At 57.2% G+C, this 19759-nt stretch carries 17 protein-coding genes; 1 reads left to right on the top strand and 16 read right to left on the bottom strand.

The window, feature by feature from the left end:
- Window positions 1–2: 2 nt before the first annotated feature.
- The 14 genes from dnaK to gpr all read right to left on the bottom strand — a co-directional run bounded on the left by dnaK (window position 3) and on the right by gpr (window position 16760).
- Complete coding sequence (gene dnaK, locus PKO02S_RS03930) at window positions 3–1850, bottom strand: molecular chaperone DnaK (RefSeq protein ID WP_127579787.1); 1848 nt, start codon at window positions 1848–1850, stop codon at window positions 3–5.
- A gap of 34 nt (window positions 1851–1884) precedes the next feature.
- Window positions 1885–2502: a nucleotide exchange factor GrpE gene (gene grpE / locus PKO02S_RS03925; RefSeq protein WP_373865186.1), complete on the bottom strand. Its 618-nt coding sequence runs from the start codon at window positions 2500–2502 to the stop codon at window positions 1885–1887.
- A gap of 86 nt (window positions 2503–2588) precedes the next feature.
- On the bottom strand, window positions 2589–4121 hold the full coding sequence (locus tag PKO02S_RS03920) for a TCP-1/cpn60 chaperonin family protein (RefSeq protein WP_127579785.1): 1533 nt from the start codon (window positions 4119–4121) through the stop codon (window positions 2589–2591).
- 43 nt (window positions 4122–4164) lie between these two features.
- A complete protein-coding gene (gene hrcA, locus PKO02S_RS03915; RefSeq protein ID WP_127579784.1) occupies window positions 4165–5190 on the bottom strand; it encodes a heat-inducible transcriptional repressor HrcA in 1026 nt (341 codons plus the stop codon).
- A gap of 129 nt (window positions 5191–5319) precedes the next feature.
- A complete protein-coding gene (locus PKO02S_RS03910) occupies window positions 5320–5787 on the bottom strand; it encodes an N-acetyltransferase (protein ID WP_127579783.1) in 468 nt (155 codons plus the stop codon).
- 99 nt (window positions 5788–5886) lie between these two features.
- Window positions 5887–7041: a radical SAM family heme chaperone HemW gene (gene hemW, locus PKO02S_RS03905; RefSeq protein ID WP_127579820.1), complete on the bottom strand. Its 1155-nt coding sequence runs from the start codon at window positions 7039–7041 to the stop codon at window positions 5887–5889.
- Window positions 7042–7292: 251 nt separating this feature from the next.
- Window positions 7293–9107, bottom strand: a complete 1815-nt coding sequence (lepA, locus tag PKO02S_RS03900; RefSeq protein WP_127579782.1) for a translation elongation factor 4 — start codon at window positions 9105–9107, stop codon at window positions 7293–7295.
- A 76-nt stretch (window positions 9108–9183) separates the two neighbouring features.
- Window positions 9184–9582: a hypothetical protein gene (locus PKO02S_RS03895; RefSeq protein WP_127579781.1), complete on the bottom strand. Its 399-nt coding sequence runs from the start codon at window positions 9580–9582 to the stop codon at window positions 9184–9186.
- Window positions 9583–9724: 142 nt separating this feature from the next.
- Window positions 9725–10942: a stage II sporulation protein P gene (spoIIP, locus tag PKO02S_RS03890; protein WP_127579780.1), complete on the bottom strand. Its 1218-nt coding sequence runs from the start codon at window positions 10940–10942 to the stop codon at window positions 9725–9727.
- An 18-nt stretch (window positions 10943–10960) separates the two neighbouring features.
- Window positions 10961–12196: a stage II sporulation protein P gene (gene spoIIP, locus PKO02S_RS03885; protein WP_127579779.1), complete on the bottom strand. Its 1236-nt coding sequence runs from the start codon at window positions 12194–12196 to the stop codon at window positions 10961–10963.
- Window positions 12197–12377: 181 nt separating this feature from the next.
- On the bottom strand, window positions 12378–13148 hold the full coding sequence (locus PKO02S_RS03880) for a YheC/YheD family protein (protein ID WP_127579778.1): 771 nt from the start codon (window positions 13146–13148) through the stop codon (window positions 12378–12380).
- A 612-nt stretch (window positions 13149–13760) separates the two neighbouring features.
- Window positions 13761–14570, bottom strand: coding sequence for a divergent polysaccharide deacetylase family protein (locus PKO02S_RS03870; RefSeq protein ID WP_246066819.1), 810 nt, complete (start codon window positions 14568–14570; stop codon window positions 13761–13763).
- Window positions 14527–15552, bottom strand: a complete 1026-nt coding sequence (locus PKO02S_RS03865) for a hypothetical protein (RefSeq protein ID WP_127579776.1) — start codon at window positions 15550–15552, stop codon at window positions 14527–14529. Before PKO02S_RS03865 ends, PKO02S_RS03870 begins: the two co-directional genes overlap by 44 nt.
- Before the next feature lie 206 nt (window positions 15553–15758).
- Window positions 15759–16760 (bottom strand): GPR endopeptidase, encoded by a 1002-nt coding sequence (gene gpr / locus PKO02S_RS03860; protein ID WP_373865185.1) that lies wholly within the window; start codon window positions 16758–16760, stop codon window positions 15759–15761.
- Between the two features lie 256 nt (window positions 16761–17016).
- Between gpr and rpsT the strand changes: the two genes are divergently transcribed.
- On the top strand, window positions 17017–17289 hold the full coding sequence (gene rpsT, locus PKO02S_RS03855) for a 30S ribosomal protein S20 (protein WP_127579775.1): 273 nt from the start codon (window positions 17017–17019) through the stop codon (window positions 17287–17289).
- Window positions 17290–17380: 91 nt separating this feature from the next.
- Here the strand turns inward: rpsT and PKO02S_RS03850 are convergent, their stop codons facing one another.
- Entirely contained in the window at window positions 17381–18496 is a 1116-nt protein-coding gene (locus PKO02S_RS03850) for an SGNH/GDSL hydrolase family protein (RefSeq protein ID WP_127579774.1), read from the bottom strand.
- Window positions 18497–18549: 53 nt separating this feature from the next.
- The gene (holA, locus tag PKO02S_RS03845) at window positions 18550–19563 is read right to left on the bottom strand and encodes a DNA polymerase III subunit delta (protein ID WP_127579773.1); all 1014 of its coding nucleotides are present in this window, start codon (window positions 19561–19563) and stop codon (window positions 18550–18552) included.
- Window positions 19564–19759: the final 196 nt, after the last annotated feature.

Raw genomic sequence — 19759 nt, 5'->3', positions numbered from 1 at the left:
ACTTACTTCTTATCGTCCACGACTTCGTAATCGGCGTCTACGACATTGTCGCGTTGACCGCCCGATTGAGCGCCGCCTGCTGCGCCAGCACCATCAGCACCGCCAGGTGCGGATTGCGCGACTTGCTCATACAGCTTCACGGACAGCTGCTGCACGATTTCCGTCAGCTTCTCGGTCGCTTGATTGATCGTCTCCAGGTCGTTACCCTCGAGCGCTTTCTTCAGCTCTTCCTTCGCCGCGTTCGCCTTCTCGATCTCAGCCGCATCCACCTTGTCGCCCAGATCCTTCAGCGTCTTGTCGACGGTGTAGATGAGCTGGTCGGCTTGGTTGCGAGCCTCGACCGTTTCTTTGCGCTTACGGTCTTCATCGGCATGCGCCTCGGCATCCTTCATCATACGATCGATCTCGTCATCGGTCAACCCGCTCGAGGAAGTAATCGTAATTTTTTGGCTCTTGCCCGTGCCCTTGTCGAGTGCCGAGACGTTCACGATACCGTTGGCGTCGATGTCGAACGACACCTCGATTTGGGGAATGCCGCGCGGAGCCGGAGGAATGTCACCCAGCATGAAGCGACCGAGTGTCTTGTTGTCGGAAGCCATAGAACGCTCGCCCTGGAGGACGTGGATTTCTACGCTTGTTTGGCTGTCCGCATATGTCGAGAACACTTGCGATTTGCTAGTCGGGATCGTCGTATTGCGGTCGATCATCTTCGTGAACACGCCGCCGGCCGTTTCGATACCAAGCGACAATGGAGTTACGTCGAGCAATACGACATTCTTCACGTCGCCGGTCAGAACGCCCGCTTGAACCGCAGCGCCGAGCGCTACGACTTCGTCCGGGTTCACGCCTTTATGAGGCTCTTTGCCGATCAGCTTCTTGATCGCTTCCTGTACGGCCGGAATCCGCGTGGAGCCGCCGACAAGTACGACTTTGTTGATTTCATTGTTGGAAAGACCGGAATCCTTGAGTGCTTGGCGCGTAGGGCCAAGTGTACGCTCAACCAGGTGAGCGCTCAGCTCTTCGAATTTGGCGCGAGTCAGGTTCATTTCCAAGTGCTGAGGAACCCCGTCAACTACCGTGATAAACGGCAAGGAGATCGTGGTGGTCAGCGAAGTGGACAGTTCCTTTTTCGCTTTTTCCGCCGCATCCTTCAGACGTTGAACCGCCGCTTTGTCCTTGACCAGGTCGATTCCGTGCTCTTTCTTGAATTCAGCTGCGAGGTGATCGATGACCACTTGGTCGAAGTCGTCGCCGCCCAGACGGTTGTCGCCGCTAGTCGCCTTAACTTCGAAGAAGCCGTCGCCCAGCTCGAGAATCGAAACGTCGAACGTACCGCCGCCCAAGTCGTAGACGAGAATCGTTTGATCTTCCGTTTTCTCCAAGCCGTAGGCGAGTGCTGCCGCTGTCGGCTCGTTCACGATCCGCAACACTTCCAGACCGGCGATTTTGCCCGCATCCTTAGTCGCTTGACGCTGGCTGTCGTTGAAGTAAGCCGGAACGGTAATAACCGCTTGCGTAACCGTAGTGCCGAGGTAAGCTTCCGCATCGGCTTTGAGCTTTTGCAGGATCATGGCGGAAATTTCTTGCGGCGTGTAATCCGTAGTATCGATCTTTGTCTTGTGGTTCGTGCCCATATGGCGTTTGATCGAGCTGACCGTGCGGTCCGGGTTCGTAATCGCCTGGCGTTTCGCCGTTTCGCCGACTACGCGCTCGCCGTCTTTCTTGAAGCCGACTACCGATGGAGTCGTCCGGTTGCCTTCCACGTTGGGGATGACGACTGCTTCGCCGCCTTCCATAACCGCTACGCAAGAGTTCGTTGTACCTAAGTCGATGCCGATAACTTTACTCATGGGTGAATCCTCCTATACGAAAATGGTTTGAATGTTACTGGCTCACTTTGACCATCGCGGGACGCAGCACTTTGTCTTTCAGCATGTAGCCCTTCTGAATTTCTTCGACGACGATGCCTTCTTCGTGCTCCTCCGACTCCACCTGCATAATCGCCTGATGGAATTCGGGATTGAACGGCTGCCCGACCGCATTCATCGGCGTCAGCCCTTCCTGGACGAGCACTTGATCGAGTTGGCGGAAAATCATATCCACACCCTTGATCAAAGCGTCGAAATCGCGGGATTCCCGAGTCGTCCCAAGCGCGCGTTCGAAGTTGTCCACGACAGGAAGCAGTTGCTCCAGCAGCTTAGCCGATGCGTACTTGGCGAAATCTTCTTTCTCCTGGCGGGAACGTCGGCGGAAATTATCGAAATCCGCTTGCGTGCGCAAGTAGCGCTGGTAATGCTCCTCCGCGGTTTTGCGCTGCTCCTCGGCCATCTGGCGAAGCGCGGCAATCGATTCGCCGGTCGTCTCTTCCTCGGCGGCAACAGGTTCGCCCGCCTCAGCGTCAAGCTCTTCCATCACTTCTTCAACCGTTTCCTCTGTATTTGAACCATTCAGGTTGTTTTGCAGCTCATCGGATGTCGTTGCATCATGTTTGCTCACCTTCAAGTTCACCTCCTTTTCCAATTCCAAAGCTTTATCTATGTAGAAAAAACAGACGGGCTGCGGTTCGCTCAGTCGAGCTAGCCGCCCCTTTATCCGTCTTCTCCCGACCTCATCTTGATCACGGTATGAATCCGCAGCACGGCTGCCGCTACTTCACCCGCCGCGAGCAGCGCGTGCACCTTGACCTGCGTCGGATCGACGATGCCCCGCTCCAGGACGTCCATCAGCCGTCCGGTGTCGCAATCGACCGCGATACGGTCCGTCTGCTCGGCCAGCTGCGCCGCGCGCACCTGCTCGACCTGCTCGAGCGGATTGAAACCCGCGTTCAGCACCATCTGCGCGAGCGGCTTATGCAGCGCCTGGACGACGGCGGCGACGCCGAACGCCTCCATGCCCTTGACCGTCTCGCGGTAGCGGTCGAGCTCATGCGCCACGGCGATCTCGACCGCGCCGCCGCCGGGCAAGTAGCCGCCGCGCACCGCGGCCTGCACCGCCGAGGCGGCGTCGCGGGCGATGCGGGCGCGCTCGCCGACGACCTCGGCGGTGCTGCCGCCGACGAGCACGGTCGCGGCCGGAGCCCCCGCGCCGCCGGTGAGGCGCAGCTGCTCGATGCGCGCATCGTACGCGAGCGTCTCGCAGCCGCCGAGGTACGGCGCCAGCTCGGCCGGCGCCTTCTTCAGCACGCCTCGGCGGATCGGCCGCGCGCCCGTATGCTCGCAGATGCGCTGCAGGTCGCGCTTCGGCACCCGCTGCAGCACGACGATGCCGTGGTCGGCGCAGAACTGCTCGGCCTCTTGATCGACGCCGCGGTCGACGGCGACGAAGCCGATACCGAGCCGAGGAAGCTTGTCGAGGTTCGCCTTGAACTCTTCCTTCAGCTGCAAGTAGCGGTGGAAGCCGGCTTCGGTCATCATCGCTTCCTCGTCCTGCTTCTCCGGCTCAAGCGCATCGTGGAGCACGAGCACCCTAGGCTGCTGGAGCTCCAGCGACAGCATCTGCGTGTGGATCGGCTTGTGCCGCAGCAGCAAGCCGGACCATACCTCGCTCACGGGTTTGTCGTGAGCGCTCACCGCGTCCGCGAGGCGGCAGCTCTCGTCGCGCAGCGTCTCGACGCCGAGCCGCTCGGCCGCGGCCATCACGAGCTCGGCGAGCTGCCGGTCCTCGCGCGCCGCCACATACGCGACCCGGTACAGCCTCGGGTCGCGCAGCCCTTCAATCGCGCGGCTGCGCGATTGCAGCAGTTCGGCGGCCAGTTGGACTCCGTCCTGCAGGCCGCTCACGACCTTGGACACGGGCACGCCCCGTGTCACCTGCGCGACGCCCTCGGCGACGAGGGCGCCGGCAAGCACCGTCGCCGTCGTCGTGCCGTCTCCGACGCGCTGCTGCTGCGACTTCGCGACCTGCACGAGCATACGGGCCGCCGGATGGGTTACGTCCATCCGTTCGAGAATCGTCGCGCCGTCGTTCGTGACGAGCACCTCGCCGTTCGGGCCGACGAGCATCGTGTCAAGCCCCTTCGGCCCGAGCGTACCCTCGACGGCCGAGCAAATCGCGCGAATGGCGCCTGCATTGTTCAGAAGCGTCGCATAGCGATCTTCGCCTTCCCCATTGCCCTGCTTCATCGCCACCCGCTCCTACTCCATAGCCGCCTGAGCGGCTGCTTCGTTACCTGTACCAACGCCCCAGCAGGAGCGCCATATCTTGAGACAGCACATCGAGCAGCTGGATTACCTTGCCATATTCCATGCGTGTTGGTCCAAGAATGCCGATTGTGCCAAGTGATTGTCCGTCTATTGAATACGTAGCGGTAATCAGACTGCAATTGTTGATCGCTTCCACTGCATTTTCGTTGCCGATCCTCACTTGAATCCCTTGCCCTGTGGTCGAGAACAAGCGCATCAGTGTCTGCGTCTCGTCGAACAGATCGAAAATGCCCTTGACCTTAATGACATCGCGGAATTCGGGCTGGGTCAGCATGTTCGTAGCGCCGCTGATAAAGATGCGGTCGTCCTCGTCGTTGAGGAGGACACCCTCAATCAGTTTAACCAAATCTTCGTATTGGTGGCTGAACCGACTGAGCTCCACTCCGATCTCGTTGTACAGCTTCGACTTGAAATGAACGAGCGGGACTCCCGCCATCCGGGCATTCAGCATATTTACGACGCGTTCGATCTCCGAGACGGGCACGCCTTCCGGGATCGAGACCACCTTGTTCTCCACATGGCCGGTGTTCGTCACAATGATCGCTACCGCGGATTGGTCGTTCAGCGGCACAATCTGCAGATGCTTGAGCGTTGTCGACAGCAGCTCCGGCCCCATCACGATCGACGTGTAATGCGTCATATTCGACAGCATTACGGCGACATGCTGGACGACCCGCTCCATCTCGTCGAGCCGCTCCGCGCAGAACAGTTTGATGACGTCCAGCTCCTGCTTCGACAGCTGGCCCCGCTTGATCAGATGATCGACATAATAACGATAGCCTTTGTTCGAGGGAATACGCCCCGCCGACGTATGCGGCTGCTCGAGAAAGCCAAGCTCCTCCAGATCGGACATCTCGTTGCGGATCGTTGCCGGACTGAAGCTGACGTCGTTCCGTTTCGAAATGGTGCGGGAACCGACAGGCTCAGCCGAGCGGATATAGTCGTCAACAATGGCGCTAAGTATTAACTTTTGACGTTCCGACAACATATAGCCTCGCCCCCGAATAATTGGATTTGCCGTGCGGCAGGTGGAACCAACCTCTTGTCGTTAGCACTCAACCGAAAGGAGTGCTAAATCCTATAACCAAAATACCAAAAAGAAAAGCACCTTGTCAAGTCAGTCAAGGCGCTTCAGAACCGCTATTTCGTCGCAGCAGTGCTGCTTTTTGCAATGGATGCAATCCGTCCAAACCTTCTCCGGGAAGATCTCCTTTTCCACGACCGTAAACCCGTTTTTCTGAAAGAAAGCTACTTCATATGTGAGGGCCATCACCTTCGGAATGCGTTGCGAACGCGCTTCCTCTATAAGGAAGTCTACGATCCGGCTGCCGATCCCGAGCCCCTTGTGCCCGTCGGTGATGCCTAACGAACGAATCTCTACCAGATCTTGCCCGAGCTTGAATAACGACCCGCATCCGACGAAGCTGTCTCCCGCTTCCGCAATCACGAATGTATCGATATAGCGCTTCAGCGCCTCTTTCGACCTCGGGAGCATAATGCCTTTCTCGGCATAGCCTTGAATCAAGTCGTATAAAGCGTCGACGTCCCGGGTATCCGCCCTGCGGCATGTGACCGTCAATGTCATGTTCATCCCACCTGTGCAAAACGTACTGAAATATGTGTATAAATATACATCAGTCCGTATTTTTGTTCAAGTGAAATTTTTCCGGGTGAACGACCGTGGTCAATCCTGCAAAAAATGGGCAAACACTTCGTTGCCGAAAAGAACGCCTTGCTCGGATAACCGGTACCCTTCGGCATCGGCGATGAGGAGATGTTTGGTCGTCAACTCGCCCAGCTCGCGTCCGAACACTTCCAGCATCGAGCAACCGAATTGGCGCCGGAACTCTTCATGCCGCACTCCGCTGAGCAGCCGCAGCCCGACCATCATAAAATCCTCCATCGCTTCCTGCTCGCTGACCTCAACGCGCTCCAATATCGGCAATCCAACAAGAGTTCCATCTATATACTCCTGCACGCCTTTGATGTTGACATGCCTGTTGCCCCTCATATAGCCGTGCGCTCCGGCACCGATTCCGTAGTAGCTCTCATTGCGCCAATAAGCGGAGTTGTGACGGCTTGCATAGCCGGGCCGGGCGAAATTGCTGATCTCGTACTGCTCGTAGCCTTCCGCCTTCAACCGCCGCATGATCGTCAAATACATCTCGAGCTCCTCTTCCTCTTCGGGCAGCGGCAGCTTGTTCTTGTGATAGAGCGTGTGAAACAGTGTATTCTCTTCAATCTTAAGGCTATAAATGGAATAATGCTGCAAATTCAGCGCGAGCGCCTTGTCCAGCGTATCCTCCATCGTCGCCACCGTCTGCTTAGGCAGGCCAAACATAAGATCGATCGAAAGATTGTCAAAGCCAACGGTTCTGGCGTTCTCCAAACTGCGGTACACATCGTCCGTATTGTGAATCCGCCCCAGAGCATGCAGCAGCGCATTGTCGAACGACTGGACGCCAAAGCTGATCCGGTTCACGCCGCCTTCCTTCATCGCCTGAAGCTTCTCTAGATCCGTCGTCCCCGGATTCGCCTCCATCGAGAACTCAAGGCTCGGCGTCCGATCCGCGAAATACGTATTTACCAGCTGCAAGAACCGGAACATCTGATCCGGCAGCAGCACCGTCGGCGTCCCGCCGCCCACGAAGATCGTCTCGATCCCCATCGCGGGCACCTCCCGCACCGTCCGCTCCATCTCGCGCTCCAGCGCATCCAGATAATCCTGCACCGGCTGCCCCTTCAGCACATACGAGTTGAAATCACAATAATGACACTTGTTCGTACAAAACGGAATATGAATATACACCGCCCTCGGCAGCGTGCTCTTCTGTATCATCATCTCTTCTTATTTCACCCCTTCGCGTGGAGGTGCTTGTTCTGCTCCTGAAAATCGATGAGGAGGCTGCAAGAGCCTCCCCATCCGTTCGAAGTCGTTATTGAAAGGGTTTTAAAGGAGCCGGAGCAGCGACCTTTGCAGGTTGGTTTCCACCACTAAAAAATTTCTATCAAGAAACCAATCTGCAACGGGAGCGCGGAGGCCCTTTGAAACCCTGACGGTTTTCGACTTCGAATTATTCCTCCTAATGCCTACTCGTCGATTTTCAGCACCGCCATAAACGCCTCCTGCGGCACCTCCACGCTCCCCACCTGCTTCATGCGCTTCTTCCCTTCCTTCTGCTTCTCCAGCAGCTTGCGTTTCCGGGAAATGTCGCCGCCGTAGCACTTGGCAAGAACGTTTTTGCGCATCGCCTTGACCGTCTCGCGGGCGACAACCTTATGACCGATGGCCGCCTGGATCGGCACCTCGAACATTTGGCGCGGAATGATGTCCTTCAGCTTCTCGCAAATGATGCGGCCGCGGTTATAGGCACGGTCGCGGTGAACGATGAACGACAAGGCGTCGACTTGCTCGTTGTTCAGCAAAATGTCCATTTTCACGAGCTGCGAGCGTTTGTAGCCGGACACCACATAGTCGAAGGACGCGTAGCCTTTGGTGCTGGACTTCAGCTGGTCGAAGAAATCGTATACGATCTCGGACAGCGGCATGTCGTATGTCAACGTAACACGAGTGGTGTCGAGGTATTCCATATTGAGGAACTCGCCGCGTTTGCCTTGGCATAATTCCATAATCGCCCCTACATAATCGTTCGGTACGATGATTGAAGCTTTCACGTACGGCTCCTCAACGAACTCGATGCGGCCCGTCTCCGGGTAAAGCGATGGGTTGTCGATGTGAAGCACTTCGCCGTTAGTCAGCGTGACCTTGAAAATCACGCTCGGCGCCGTCGTAATAAGCGGAATGTTGAACTCGCGCTCGATCCGCTCCTGGATGATCTCCATATGCAGCAACCCGAGGAAGCCGCAGCGAAAGCCGAAGCCAAGCGCGGACGACGTTTCGGGCTCATATTTCAATGAAGCGTCGTTCAACTCAAGCTTCTCGAGCGCCTCGCGCAAATCGTTGTAATCCGACGTCTCGATCGGATACAGCCCGCAATACACCATCGGGTTGATTTTGCGATAACCCGGTAGGGCTTCGGGAGACGGCCGCTTCGCATCGGTGATCGTATCGCCAACGCGCGTATCCTTCACATTCTTGATCCCGGCCACGACGAAGCCTACATCGCCGATCGTCAGCTCGTCCACAACGCCCATGCGAGGCTTGAACGCACCGACCTCGATCACCTCGAACGAAGCGCCGGTCGCCATGAACTTGATGTGCGTGCCCTTCTTGATCGTGCCGTCGACTACGCGCACGTACACAATAACGCCTTTATAGGCATCGTAATGCGAGTCAAAAATAAGTGCCTTCAGCGGATTGTCTTCGTTCCCGGTCGGAGCCGGCACCTTCTGCACAACCTGCTCAAGAATTTCCTTGATCCCGATGCCTGCCTTTGCAGAAGCAAGTACAGCCTCGCTGGCGTCTAGACCGATTACTTCCTCGATCTCATGCTTGACCCGCTCCGGATCGGCGCTAGGCAAATCGATTTTGTTGATAACCGGCAAAATCTCAAGGTTGTTGTCCAACGCCAAGTAGACATTGGCCAGCGTCTGCGCCTCGATCCCTTGCGCAGCATCTACGACGAGCAAGGCTCCTTCGCAAGCGGCCAAGCTGCGGGATACTTCGTACGTGAAGTCGACGTGTCCCGGTGTGTCGATCAGGTTGAGGATGTAGTCCTCGCCGTCGTCGGCGCGATAGTTCAGGCGGACTGCCTGCAGCTTGATCGTAATGCCGCGCTCGCGCTCCAGATCCATCTGGTCGAGCACTTGGTCTTGCATTTCACGGGACGACAGCGCCCCTGTATATTCAAGAATCCGGTCGGCAAGCGTAGACTTCCCGTGGTCGATATGAGCGATGATACAGAAGTTGCGGATTTTCTTTTGACGTTGCACACGTTCGGACATGCGGATCCCCCTGCGTTTCAAATACTTTCTATTATAGCAGTTACGGGGACTAGCAGCAATCCGAGCCCGTTCCGACTCAATTCACAATCCCGTCGAAAATCCCGACAACGGTTCGAATCGTCCCTTGGGCCATACCGGAAAGCAGGTCGCCTATGCCGTTGCCGAGCTTGTTGATGCCCGAATCTCCGGCGCCGACAGCAGGTCCACCTGCTCCGATCGGAGGCAGAGGCGTTACAGTTGGAGCACCGCCGCCCTGTCCCTTGCCGATCCCGGCACCAGGAGCTGTCGATGGCGGCGGTGTTCGGACAGAAGTCTGAGTCGGTACCGTTGTAGGCACAGGCGGCTGCGTGTACCCATGTGCCGGGAAAGGTCCCTGAATCCGTTCCATCCCGCGCGAGGCGATCTCCACGCCGAAAAAGATACCGAAAGCGGCCATAAACAGCAGCCCCAGCAAAGTCATTGTATAGCGCGACATGAAGCATCACTCCTCGTCAAAATTGGAAACGAATTTTCCGTAAACCATTTCTATTCTCGCCACACTTTTGCGTAAAATAACGTTATTAGCTCACTCTTTTTTGGCGCACCGCATCTCCTCGCCAACTCCGACACCAATCCGTTCAACCGCCCCGCTTCGCCGGTTCTTTCTTCGCTACCACAGTCCCACCGCCCTGCTCCGACTCCCAGAACAGCTCGGCAATCACTTCCGCAAGCGCGTCCGCGGTCCGGTTCGACTCCTCGAGCGTGTTGTAGGCGCCGCCGACTTCCACGAGCATGCTGTTGGGCGAGTACGACTGGTTGTATTCGCCGTGGCCGCCGGTTCCTTTGTCCCAAATGCCTCTGGATAGCCCGGGGTACTTTTGCTCCAGCTTGTCGTGAATTTGTTGCGCGAACGCGTCGTTTTGCTCCCAGTTTTCGTTTTTGCGTCCGACGATGAAATACACCTTGGCGTAATCTTTCCCGTTGATTTGAGCAGTTGTCACCTCGCGCGCGGCGGAATCCCTATGCAGGTCGAACATGAATGTCATGCCGTCGTTGACCGCCATCGCCTCTTGCACCGTTTGCTGCGAATACTTATAGGAAAAGTTCCAATTGTACTCCGGGACCGTGCTCTTGTAATCCGCAGCCGAGTGTACGGTGCCGATCCCGGCTTTCTCCAGCTGACCAGCTAAGTGTTTGCCTACCAGCGTAATATTTTTGTCCGCATTTTCCGCTTCCCCTACCGTCTTGGCGTTCAGCTCGGGCACCCAAGACTCGCGCGGATGAGAGTGGTACACGAGCACCGCCTTCCGCCCTTGGGTCGACAGCGGAACCAAGCCGTTCACCGGCTGCGTGCTCGGATCGGGCTTGCTCTCCGGCTGGGCGCCAGCTTGCGCCGCCGGAGTGGGGGTCGGCTGCGGCGAAGGAGCCGCGCTCGGCTTGGGAGAGCCGGAAGCAACAGCGCCGGCCGTCGGCTGCGGCTCTCCGCCTTCCGCCTTCATGCCGCGCAGCTCGCCTGCAAGCAGCGATTGCGGCTGGGCCAGGTTCACCTGCAGCCATTGATCCGCCATATAGACCAGTACGCGTTTGCCGGCGAAGGTCGAGCTGCCTTTGCGCTGCTCGCCGAGATGCGGCACCTCCAGACTGAGCATGTCGGTGAAGAAGGACTTCGAGACGGAGGACGCCCAGCTCTGTATAGAAGGCGATGTACGCGCATCGTGTTGAGCCATGACGACACACAACAATCCGGTCCCTCCAACCACCAAGAACGTGGAGACGGCGAGCGCGGCAAAAGCCGCCCGAATCCCGGCACCCGCTCTCCAGAACGCTATCGTATCGGTCAGCCATCGCAGTCTCATGGGGCAGCCTCCTTCAATTTAGGGTTTCGGCGTAGCCGGCGTCGTATTGGCTTTGACCGCTTGATCGCCTTGCCGTATCAGCTCCGCGATGATGTCGGCCAGCAGATCGGAGGTGCGGTACATTTCCTCTAACGAATTGTATGGGCCTCCAACCTCGATCAGCATGCTGGTCGGCGAGAAATGCTGGTTGTATTCCCCGTTGCCGGAAGACGACTTGGCGTAAACGCCTCTTGAGATGCCGGGATAGCGCTCCTCGAGCAAGGCGTGCAGCTTGGCGGCGAATTCGGCGTTTTGCTTCCAGTCCGGATTTTTCGTCCCGACGATGAAATACACTTGCGCGTAATCTTGACCGTTCAGCTTGGCGGTCGTCCGATCGCGGTTCAAGGCGTCCCGGTGGATGTCGAAAATCATATCGAACTGGTTCGCCGCCATCGCTTCCTGCACCGTCTTGGCGGAGTAAGCATACGACTTCGCGTAGTTGAAGCCTTTCTCGATCGTCGGATAGTCGGTGTCCGTCTGCATCGTCGGAATGCCGAGTCCTGCGAGCTTATCCTTCAGCTTTTTGCCGACCAGCGTAATGTTCAGCTCCGCATCGTAGGCGGCATCCGGATCTTTGATGCCCTTGGACTTCAGCTCGGGCAGGAACGATTCCCGGTTATGCGAGTGATAGATAAGCACGCGCGGTTGTTTGGTCTGCGTTTCGGTAAAGGGCGGCGGCGAGGCTCCATTCGACCCGTTGCTTGTGCCGGATCCATTCGCGTTCGAGTTTGGCGGCGTCACCGACGGGAGCGGAGCAATCGCTTGAGGCGCCGGCATGTAGTCCGCAGGAGCGTCGGTATATCTCGTCGCGCTTCCGGAGTAGAGCACCGCGCTGGACTCGCCGGCCAGGCCCGGCAGCTCCGCCGCCATCAGGCTTTTCGGATCGCGCATGTTGATGTTGGTCGCATAGCGGATCAGGAAATTGGCGGTGCTGCCTGGCGAGATCGCATGGTCGCCCCCGCTCCTATTCATAAACGGCATCTCCATCGCGACCATGTCCAAGAAGAAGGTAAGCGACAAATTCGCCGCCATCCCTTTCATGGAGGAGATGGAGGAGGCGTTTCCTTTATTCTGGGCGATGGAGAACAGACCGGTCAGGATGAAACAAGCGAGGGTACATACGGCAAGCAAACTGGCAAGTCGGCTCACCGAACGCACTCGGCGGATGGTCCGATTTACCCGGCTAAGATTGATGGTGGCGGCAACCCATTTCATCGCGATTCCTCCTCGGGACTCGTACTCTAGCTGTTACTACTCTATGAGGGAGCGCCCCTCGATAGAACTCATAGAACGCTAGAATCAATAGAGTCGCGAAAAAAGAGACGATTCGCACTTGCACGGTCATCCCCTGCCCATGCTGCGAACCGTCTCTCCAACTATTCCGGCCAGCTTCCATTTACCGCCTTCTGCCGCGCTTCACTCGTTTTCCGGTATTTTTGCTGTAGGCCCGGGCGTAATTCATGATTTTCCGAAACGGCCGCCAATCCGGCAGCTTCATGAACAAAAACGGATCCGGACTCGTATTGACCTCGATAATCCAAGGATGGGCCGTCGTGGCGTCGAGTCCTACGTCGAGCCCGATCTCCTTGATGCGCGGATACCGTCTGCGCAAGACGGCCGCCGTACGTTTGCCGATTCGGCTCAGCTTGCGCCGCACGACGGACAGCCGGGTGCCGTAGATACGCTCCAGCGACTCGACATGACCGCCGTTTTTGCAGTTCGTCACGACTCGGTCCGGATGGGCGACACGGGCAAGCATGCCGGTCGTTTCCCACCCACCGCCTGGGCTTCGCTGTACCATCACGCGGATGTCGAACCGTCTGCTATGGTACCTTTGCAAGTCCACCCCTTGCTGCGCGAGATGCGGCCTGCGGCTGCTTCTTGCCGACTGAAGCGCCTTGTACAGCTGCGAGTAGCTTGCGAACTTCCTTCTCCTTGTTTCCGCATGGAGCAAGAACTGTCCGCCGCCCAGCCGTTCGGTCCGTATGACGCCGTCGCCATGCATGCCTACATTCGGCTTCACATAGACGACCCGGTATCGGCTTAGCATAGCCGACAAGCCTTTGCGGCTCAGCTTCCGGGCTGCCGGAACATGCCGCCGCAGCATGCGGTCCGCCTGCAGCAAGCCGGACTTCCGCCATTTGCTGTTGACGCGCTGAATGCTCACTCGTCCGCTTCCCCCTTTGCAACAGCCCTGTACGGGCTCTTGTTTATCGTATGCGGGGCGTGGGAGCGGCGGATGTGCGGCTGTCCGGCCGTGTTAGGTATGATTTTTCGACCGAATCGTTAGAAGAGTGCCGCTCCAGATTGGATTTGTACGATTTTTCGAATATGACGTTCCCTTCCATCCCGAACCAAAAAGCTCTCACCGTAGATCTAACAGCATCATCTCGAGCTAAAAGCAATGGAAGCCATGTGGCCCGCAAGGCCGATAAAACAAAAGTAGGATTTCGATACTTAATGCGATCCGTCCCATGGGAGCCGAAATCCATAATCCCCAACACAATACGCGAATCGCTACCCGCCATCCACATAAAATCCACAAAATAAGATCTCCACCTCCGGTCCTTCACTTCAAATTCCGGGTGCAAACCATCAAAATGCCCAATCAGCGGCCACCATACGTCTCGCCTCCTCATGGAATAAAACAAAAATGCCCGACTCCTTTCCAGTCAGGAAAGAAGCGGGGCATGCTTTGCCGCCAAGCCAATATGCTGTTGCATCATAGCTCTAAGTTTGACATACATCCGATACGAAAATCAATCAAACCTGCTCAAAACTACTGCACATTCGGCAAAAAGGTTGCCAGCTTGACGAAGGTGAATTGCTTCTGCAGCTCCGGAATCGAGTCGCGCAGCGCCTCGCCCGTGTTTTTGCCGGTAATGCCGACATGCCCGATCGCGACGCAACGCTCCTCGCCGCTCAGATGCGCGACAATTTTGCGCAGCTGCTTCTTCACATGCGCTTGGCTTGCGATATCGTCGAGGAAAATATGGTTCTCCACGACCGGCACCCCGAGCTCCGCGCCGATTTGGCCGATGACGCTGCGATAGTTCGTCCGGCTGTCGAAGAAAAACAGCCCCCGTTCCTTGCAAACCTCAAGCACGATGCGCATGACGCGTGGGTCCGACGTCGCTTTGGAGCCCATATGATTGTTCATGCCGATCGCATGGGGCACGCTGTCGATCGCCTTGCCCACGGTATCGCGGATCTGCTCGTCGGTCTGATCGGTCATGACCGCCCCGGGGCCGAGCCAGCTTCGTTTGCCGCGGAGCGGCTCCATCGGCATATGCACGATGACGTCGTGCCCCGCCTTGTGCGCCATCTCCGCGTCTCGCTCCGTCGTTGGCATAAACGGCATGACCGCTGCCGTGAGCGGAATCGGCAGCCCGAGAATCAGCTCGGTACCGCCCATGTTGTTGCCGAAGTCGTCAATAACGATGGCGACTTGCTTCCCTGTTGCAGGGTCGTCGGCTGCTTTCACCGCAACCGTTGTTGCCCCCGGCATGCCGCCGCCCCAGCCGGGCAGCAGCGCCAGTAGCAAGCTAGCCGCCAAAGCCCACTTCATCCTGTGCCGCTTCTTCTTCATGGCGATCCCTCTCCTCTTCTACGATCGCGACCCGCACATCCGAGGGCAGCCAAGGCGACTGTTCGGTCAGACGCCGCATCGTAAATGTGAACATCTCTCTACGCGTATTCCCACCCTGTCTCGAGACGAGCGCCGGCAGCGCCACGGTCCGTTCCATCGACCCTTCCGGATCCGGCTTACGCATCAGCTTGTCGTAATCCAGCTTGATCGTCGTCAGAGTGCCCATCCGCTTCATGATCCGCTCGCGCCCTTCCTTCTCCAGTCCGCGTGTCAACAGCCCTGTCAGTGCCGCGTCGCGGAGATGAACGCCTTCCAGGAACGCCGCCGCGACTGTCTCCGCGTCTGCGCGCTGCAAGTATGGCACTATTTGCCCCGCCGCTTTATGCGTCATGAGCTGATGCGCCAAGTCCGGGCGATCCACCTTGTGCGTAGTGCTCTCGAGGAAATGGATGCAGAAATGACCAGAGAAGCCGTTGTCGGGAATACCGTCGCCTCCATGCGGCATGCCGTTCATCGAGCCTGCCAGCCTTGCTTCCCCCTCGCCGCCGCTGACGATGATCGCCCGCCGCTTCCAGCTCCAGGAGCCGCCGTAGATCTGCTTCATGACCGCCGAATCCTGCTTCGTCATCGGCTGCACATCGGCATGCTGGCTGCCTGCCCGGCGCTGCACCCGAAACGACAAGCCGGTCTCCAGGTCGGTGACCTGGAAGACGCTTTTGCGAGGCAGCTTCGCTTCCACCTCGCTCCAGCGCAGCAGCTCGCCGTAATGCCGCTTCCGCAGCGACTCCGCAGAGTCGCGCAAGTCGCGCCAGGCTGAGGCATCGATCTCCCAAGCTTCACCGCTCGACGTATCGATCAGCCGAGGCTCTTCCCCAAGCTGGAACTGTTTCTCCGTCGAGCCATCCCTCCATACGAGGGTCGTATCGCGCAGCGTCAGCTGCTTCTCCGATAGACTGACGCCGTCTCTATCCTCAGCCGTCACAGCCCTTCGCTTCGACCAGGCATAACCCCACTTCTCAGATCCAACGTCCGCGGACTCCGACCAACTCGCTTCAGGACTGGAACGCACCGCTAGTTGAAACTCGCCCTGAAGTGCAGTCGGCTTACTGGCAGCGGCCTGAGCATTTGCCGAACCGCCACCCACCACAAGAAAAGCCGCCAGTAACGCTCGAACTAGTCTCTTCATCTTCAATGCGTATAAGCGGCGACGTTGCTGCTGTCGATCGCTTCATGCAGCGCCGCGTTCAAGCCGCTCGCGATGATATTGGCGATGTCCTCGATGAACTGGTCGATGTCCTTCGGCGTCACGAGCAAATCGTGTCCGACCGGATCGAGCACCTCCTTCACCATCTGCAGCCGATCGTTCTCCGCCATGCTGTCGAGCAGACCGAATATTTCCTTCGTTGCATCAGTCTGTGTCTTGAAATGCTGCAGCATCAAGTCCATCGTGCTGTTGACGATCGTCGACGCGTACACCACAGTCGGAACACCTACCGCCAGCGTCGGCACGCCTAGCGACTCCAGCGTCAGCCCTTTGCGCTTGTTGCCTACGCCAGAGCCGGGATGAATGCCGGTATCCGCGATTTGAATTGTCGTATTGACACGCTCCAACGCTCTCGAAGCGAGCGCATCGATGGCGATGACGAGATCCGGCTTCGTTTTTTGAACGATCCCGTGTACGATGTCGCTAGTCTCGATCCCCGTTATGCCCAGCACCCCGGGCGCTACTGCGCTAACTTGGCGGTACCCTGGACTGACTTGATCCGGCATCAGCTCGAAGAAATGGCGCGTGACCATAATGTTCTCCACCACGAGCGGGCCAAGCGCATCCGGCGTCACATTCCAGTTGCCGAGCCCGATGATAAGCACCTTCGCATTTTTCGAAATGCCGAGCTTGTCCATGAACTTGCCGAACTGCTGGGCGAACTTGGTCGCAATGCGGTCCTGCAAATCGGAATCTTTCTCCCGCAGCTTCGGAATTTCGAACGTCACATAATGGCCGGGCAGCTTACCCACCGCCTTGGAGCCTTCCGCCGTGTCGATATCCATAATCGTCAGCGTGCAGTCTTCATCTTCAATCGTCTCCGAATGGACTCCGGGAAGGGCGCCTCCGAACGCAGGCGAAGCCATGTCTCTCGCTTCCAGTGCCAGGTCCGTTCGGACCGCATACAGTTTGTCGTTGTCATCCACGAATTCACCACTCCTTGTTTGCGTTGATGGCATTTTCATCTTAGGTTGCCATCCTGCAAATGCCGTTATGCAATCCGCCCCACACCCGCCAGAAACCTCAGACGCCGCCGCAACAGAGCCCAGTCCTGTTATTGCTTTTTGCCTAGTGTCGTGATAGAATATCTAAAGTTGTGCTTTTGCAGGTTATACTACGTACTTGTAGCGCTTCACTTAGAAGCGATTACGTTCCGCCAAAGTTTTGAGGGAGGTGAATGCAATGCCTAACATTAAGTCCGCCGTAAAACGCGTGAAAACGAGCGAAAAGCGTCGTCTTCGCAACGCATCTCAGAAATCTGCACTTCGTACTGCAGTGAAATCGTTCGAAACCGCAGCTGCAGGCCAAAACGTGGAAACCATGAAAGAAACCCTGATCGTAGCCACCAAGAAATTGGACAAGGCCGTGACCAAAGGATTGATCCATAAAAATGCTGCAGCTCGCAAAAAATCCCGTTTGGCCAAGCAATTCAACGCGCTGTCGTCCCAAGCTTAATCGAATCGCTTGAATCGCCGGTTAAACTGCAAAAGTCCTTTGCCTCGCGTCGCAGACGCGGTGCAAAGGACTTTTTGTCGTACTGCCGACCCTACAGCAGGCCGCGAATGACTGGAGCGATCCGTTCCGCCATCCGCCAGAAGCCCAGATCGGTCGGGTGGGAGCCGTCCACCGTGCATTCCTCATAGTCTTCGCCAAGCAGGCCGGCGCCGTCGAGGAAATGAATGTGCCGGTCGCCTGCCGCACGTCGCTGCTCCACAAGCTCACTCGCCAAGCGGCGGCGAATATCGTTCAGCTCAACTACGGAAGGCTGGAAGTGGTTATAGCAATAATTGATTTTGGAGATGATCAAGATCGGAACGGTCGGATGCTTCTCCCGATAAATGCTCACGAACTCCGGGAGCGTCTGGCTGTAGTACTCCACCGACACCGAGTTGGCCTCATAGTCCAATACGAGCATAGCCGGATTGTCGATATCGGCGAGCAGCCTCGCCATCTCCGGATCGCCTCTGCCATTTCCTGAGTAGCCTTGGTTGTATATTTCGTAGTTCATCCAACGGCTGATGATATTCGGGTACGCCATGCCCGGCCGCATTGCGCAGCCGCCTTGGGTAATGGATGTGCCGTAGATGATAATTTTCCGATTGTCCGCATAAGGGGTCGGAGCCTCCAGGACCGCGCCGGGCAGCAACCCGATTTCGAGCTCCTCCACGCCCTGATAGAGCGGAAAGTTCAGCGTAATCATCCGGGATTCCGGAGATAGCTCCGGCCAATCGAAAATGATCCATTCGTATTCCGTCAAGGCTATGTCATAGCGGGTCGTTCCGGCGTATTTCATCTGCTCCGGCTCCCCGATGTAACAATCGAAGCCGCATTGGCCTGTCGACGGCATGTGGTACATATTCGCTGCTCCAGCCAGCTTGACGCGCACGGACAGCTTTGTGGAATCGGTGCGGAAGCGGACTTGGCCGCCGGCCGTGCAGTTCGCCAGCTCGTCGACTTCCGGACGAATCGGCCACTCCGGCGCAACCGGCAGTCGCCGATAAATTTGCTCTTGCTGGAACCAAGGCAGCCCGACGACTTGGAACGCTCCTTCTTTGGGCGAATACCAGGCCAGACTGCCGTCCTTCTTTTGATCTAACCTCATGTTCGGATCCAGCTTGTAGGCTTGTCCCGCTTGCACTTGCGTGTTCACTTGTTCGGCCATCGATTCTCTCTCCCTCTCGTTCACCTGTTTGATAAAAACCCAACTTGCCAGATTCAAGCGGACAATTGCAGCAGGAACAGCTCTAGCCCGAGCACCTTGTCGATCTTGCCGCTTTTCATCTTATAATCAAGCTCGGCCAGCTCCGTGAGAATCCGCGTTAGCTGCTCGTCCGTGTACCGGGAGCCTTGCTCTGCAGCCACCTTGACCGCATACGGATGCAGCCCGAGCTGTCCGGCCAACTGCTGCTGGGAATACCCCAGCTTCATGCTTTCTTTCACTTGCAGGATGATGCGGAATTGCCGAGCGATAAGCAAGGTCAGCTTGACCGGCTCCTCCTTCATCTTAATCAACTCGTGAAGAATCGTAAATGCCCGTTGAAGCCGCAGGCGAACGATATCCTCGATCAAAATAAACACGTTCTGCTCCGTGCTTCTCGTTACGAGCTGCTCCACAATATCGCCGGTCACCACCCCTCCGCTCCCCACATAGAGCGACAGCTTATCCAGCTCCGCCGACAGCGTTTGCAAATTCGAGCCCGCATACAGCACCGTCTGGTCGGCAGCACCGTCGGCGAACGAGAACGAGTGCCGCTCCGCCTGCCGTTTCACCCATTGCAGCAGATCTTCAGCGTTCAATACCGGGAAAGCGATAGCGCATTCCTTCAACGCCTTTACTACTTTTTTGCGCTCATCCAGCTTGTCGGCATCGACCAGCAGGATGAGAACCGAGAACTCGCAAGGACTTTTCAAATACTCCAGCAGCTTCTCCGTGTTGTGCTCCACCTTGGACGTATCCTTCGCCCCGGTCAGGAAAATAGCGCTCTTGGCGATGACAAGCTTCTTCTCCGCCATGAACGGCAGCGTCTGCGCATCCTCCAGCACCGCCTCAAGGCTCGTCTCCGAAAAATCATGCCGGGAGATGGCGAAGTCCCGCACATCCGGATCGATCAGCTTGTCCGTTATGTATTGGATAAATTCCCGTATCAAATATTTCTCCGTGCCGTAGCAGACGTACACGGGCCTTGCTCCGCTCTTGGCCACTTCACGGGCCGCCGACCGGTAATCCATCGTGCTCACCTCCGCCTAGTTCCGGTTCATTTGATGCCATTCTAACAAAAACAAAGGGATCACGTCAAAATCCGCAGATTTTAACATCATCCCTTTGTCCCAGCACATCTATATAAACGCAGGCCGGCAAGCTCCTAGGCACTTCCGGCGGGCGGTCATACGGTGTCAGGCGGCGCCCCGTGTCGACTCACGGACT

It is taken from the genome of Paenibacillus koleovorans NBRC 103111, from assembly GCF_004000845.1.
In the GTDB taxonomy this organism is placed as follows: domain Bacteria; phylum Bacillota; class Bacilli; order Paenibacillales; family NBRC-103111; genus Paenibacillus_AA; species Paenibacillus_AA koleovorans.
The sequence above is the reverse complement of the archived record's forward strand: the minus strand, read 5'-3'. Positions and strand labels throughout refer to the sequence as shown.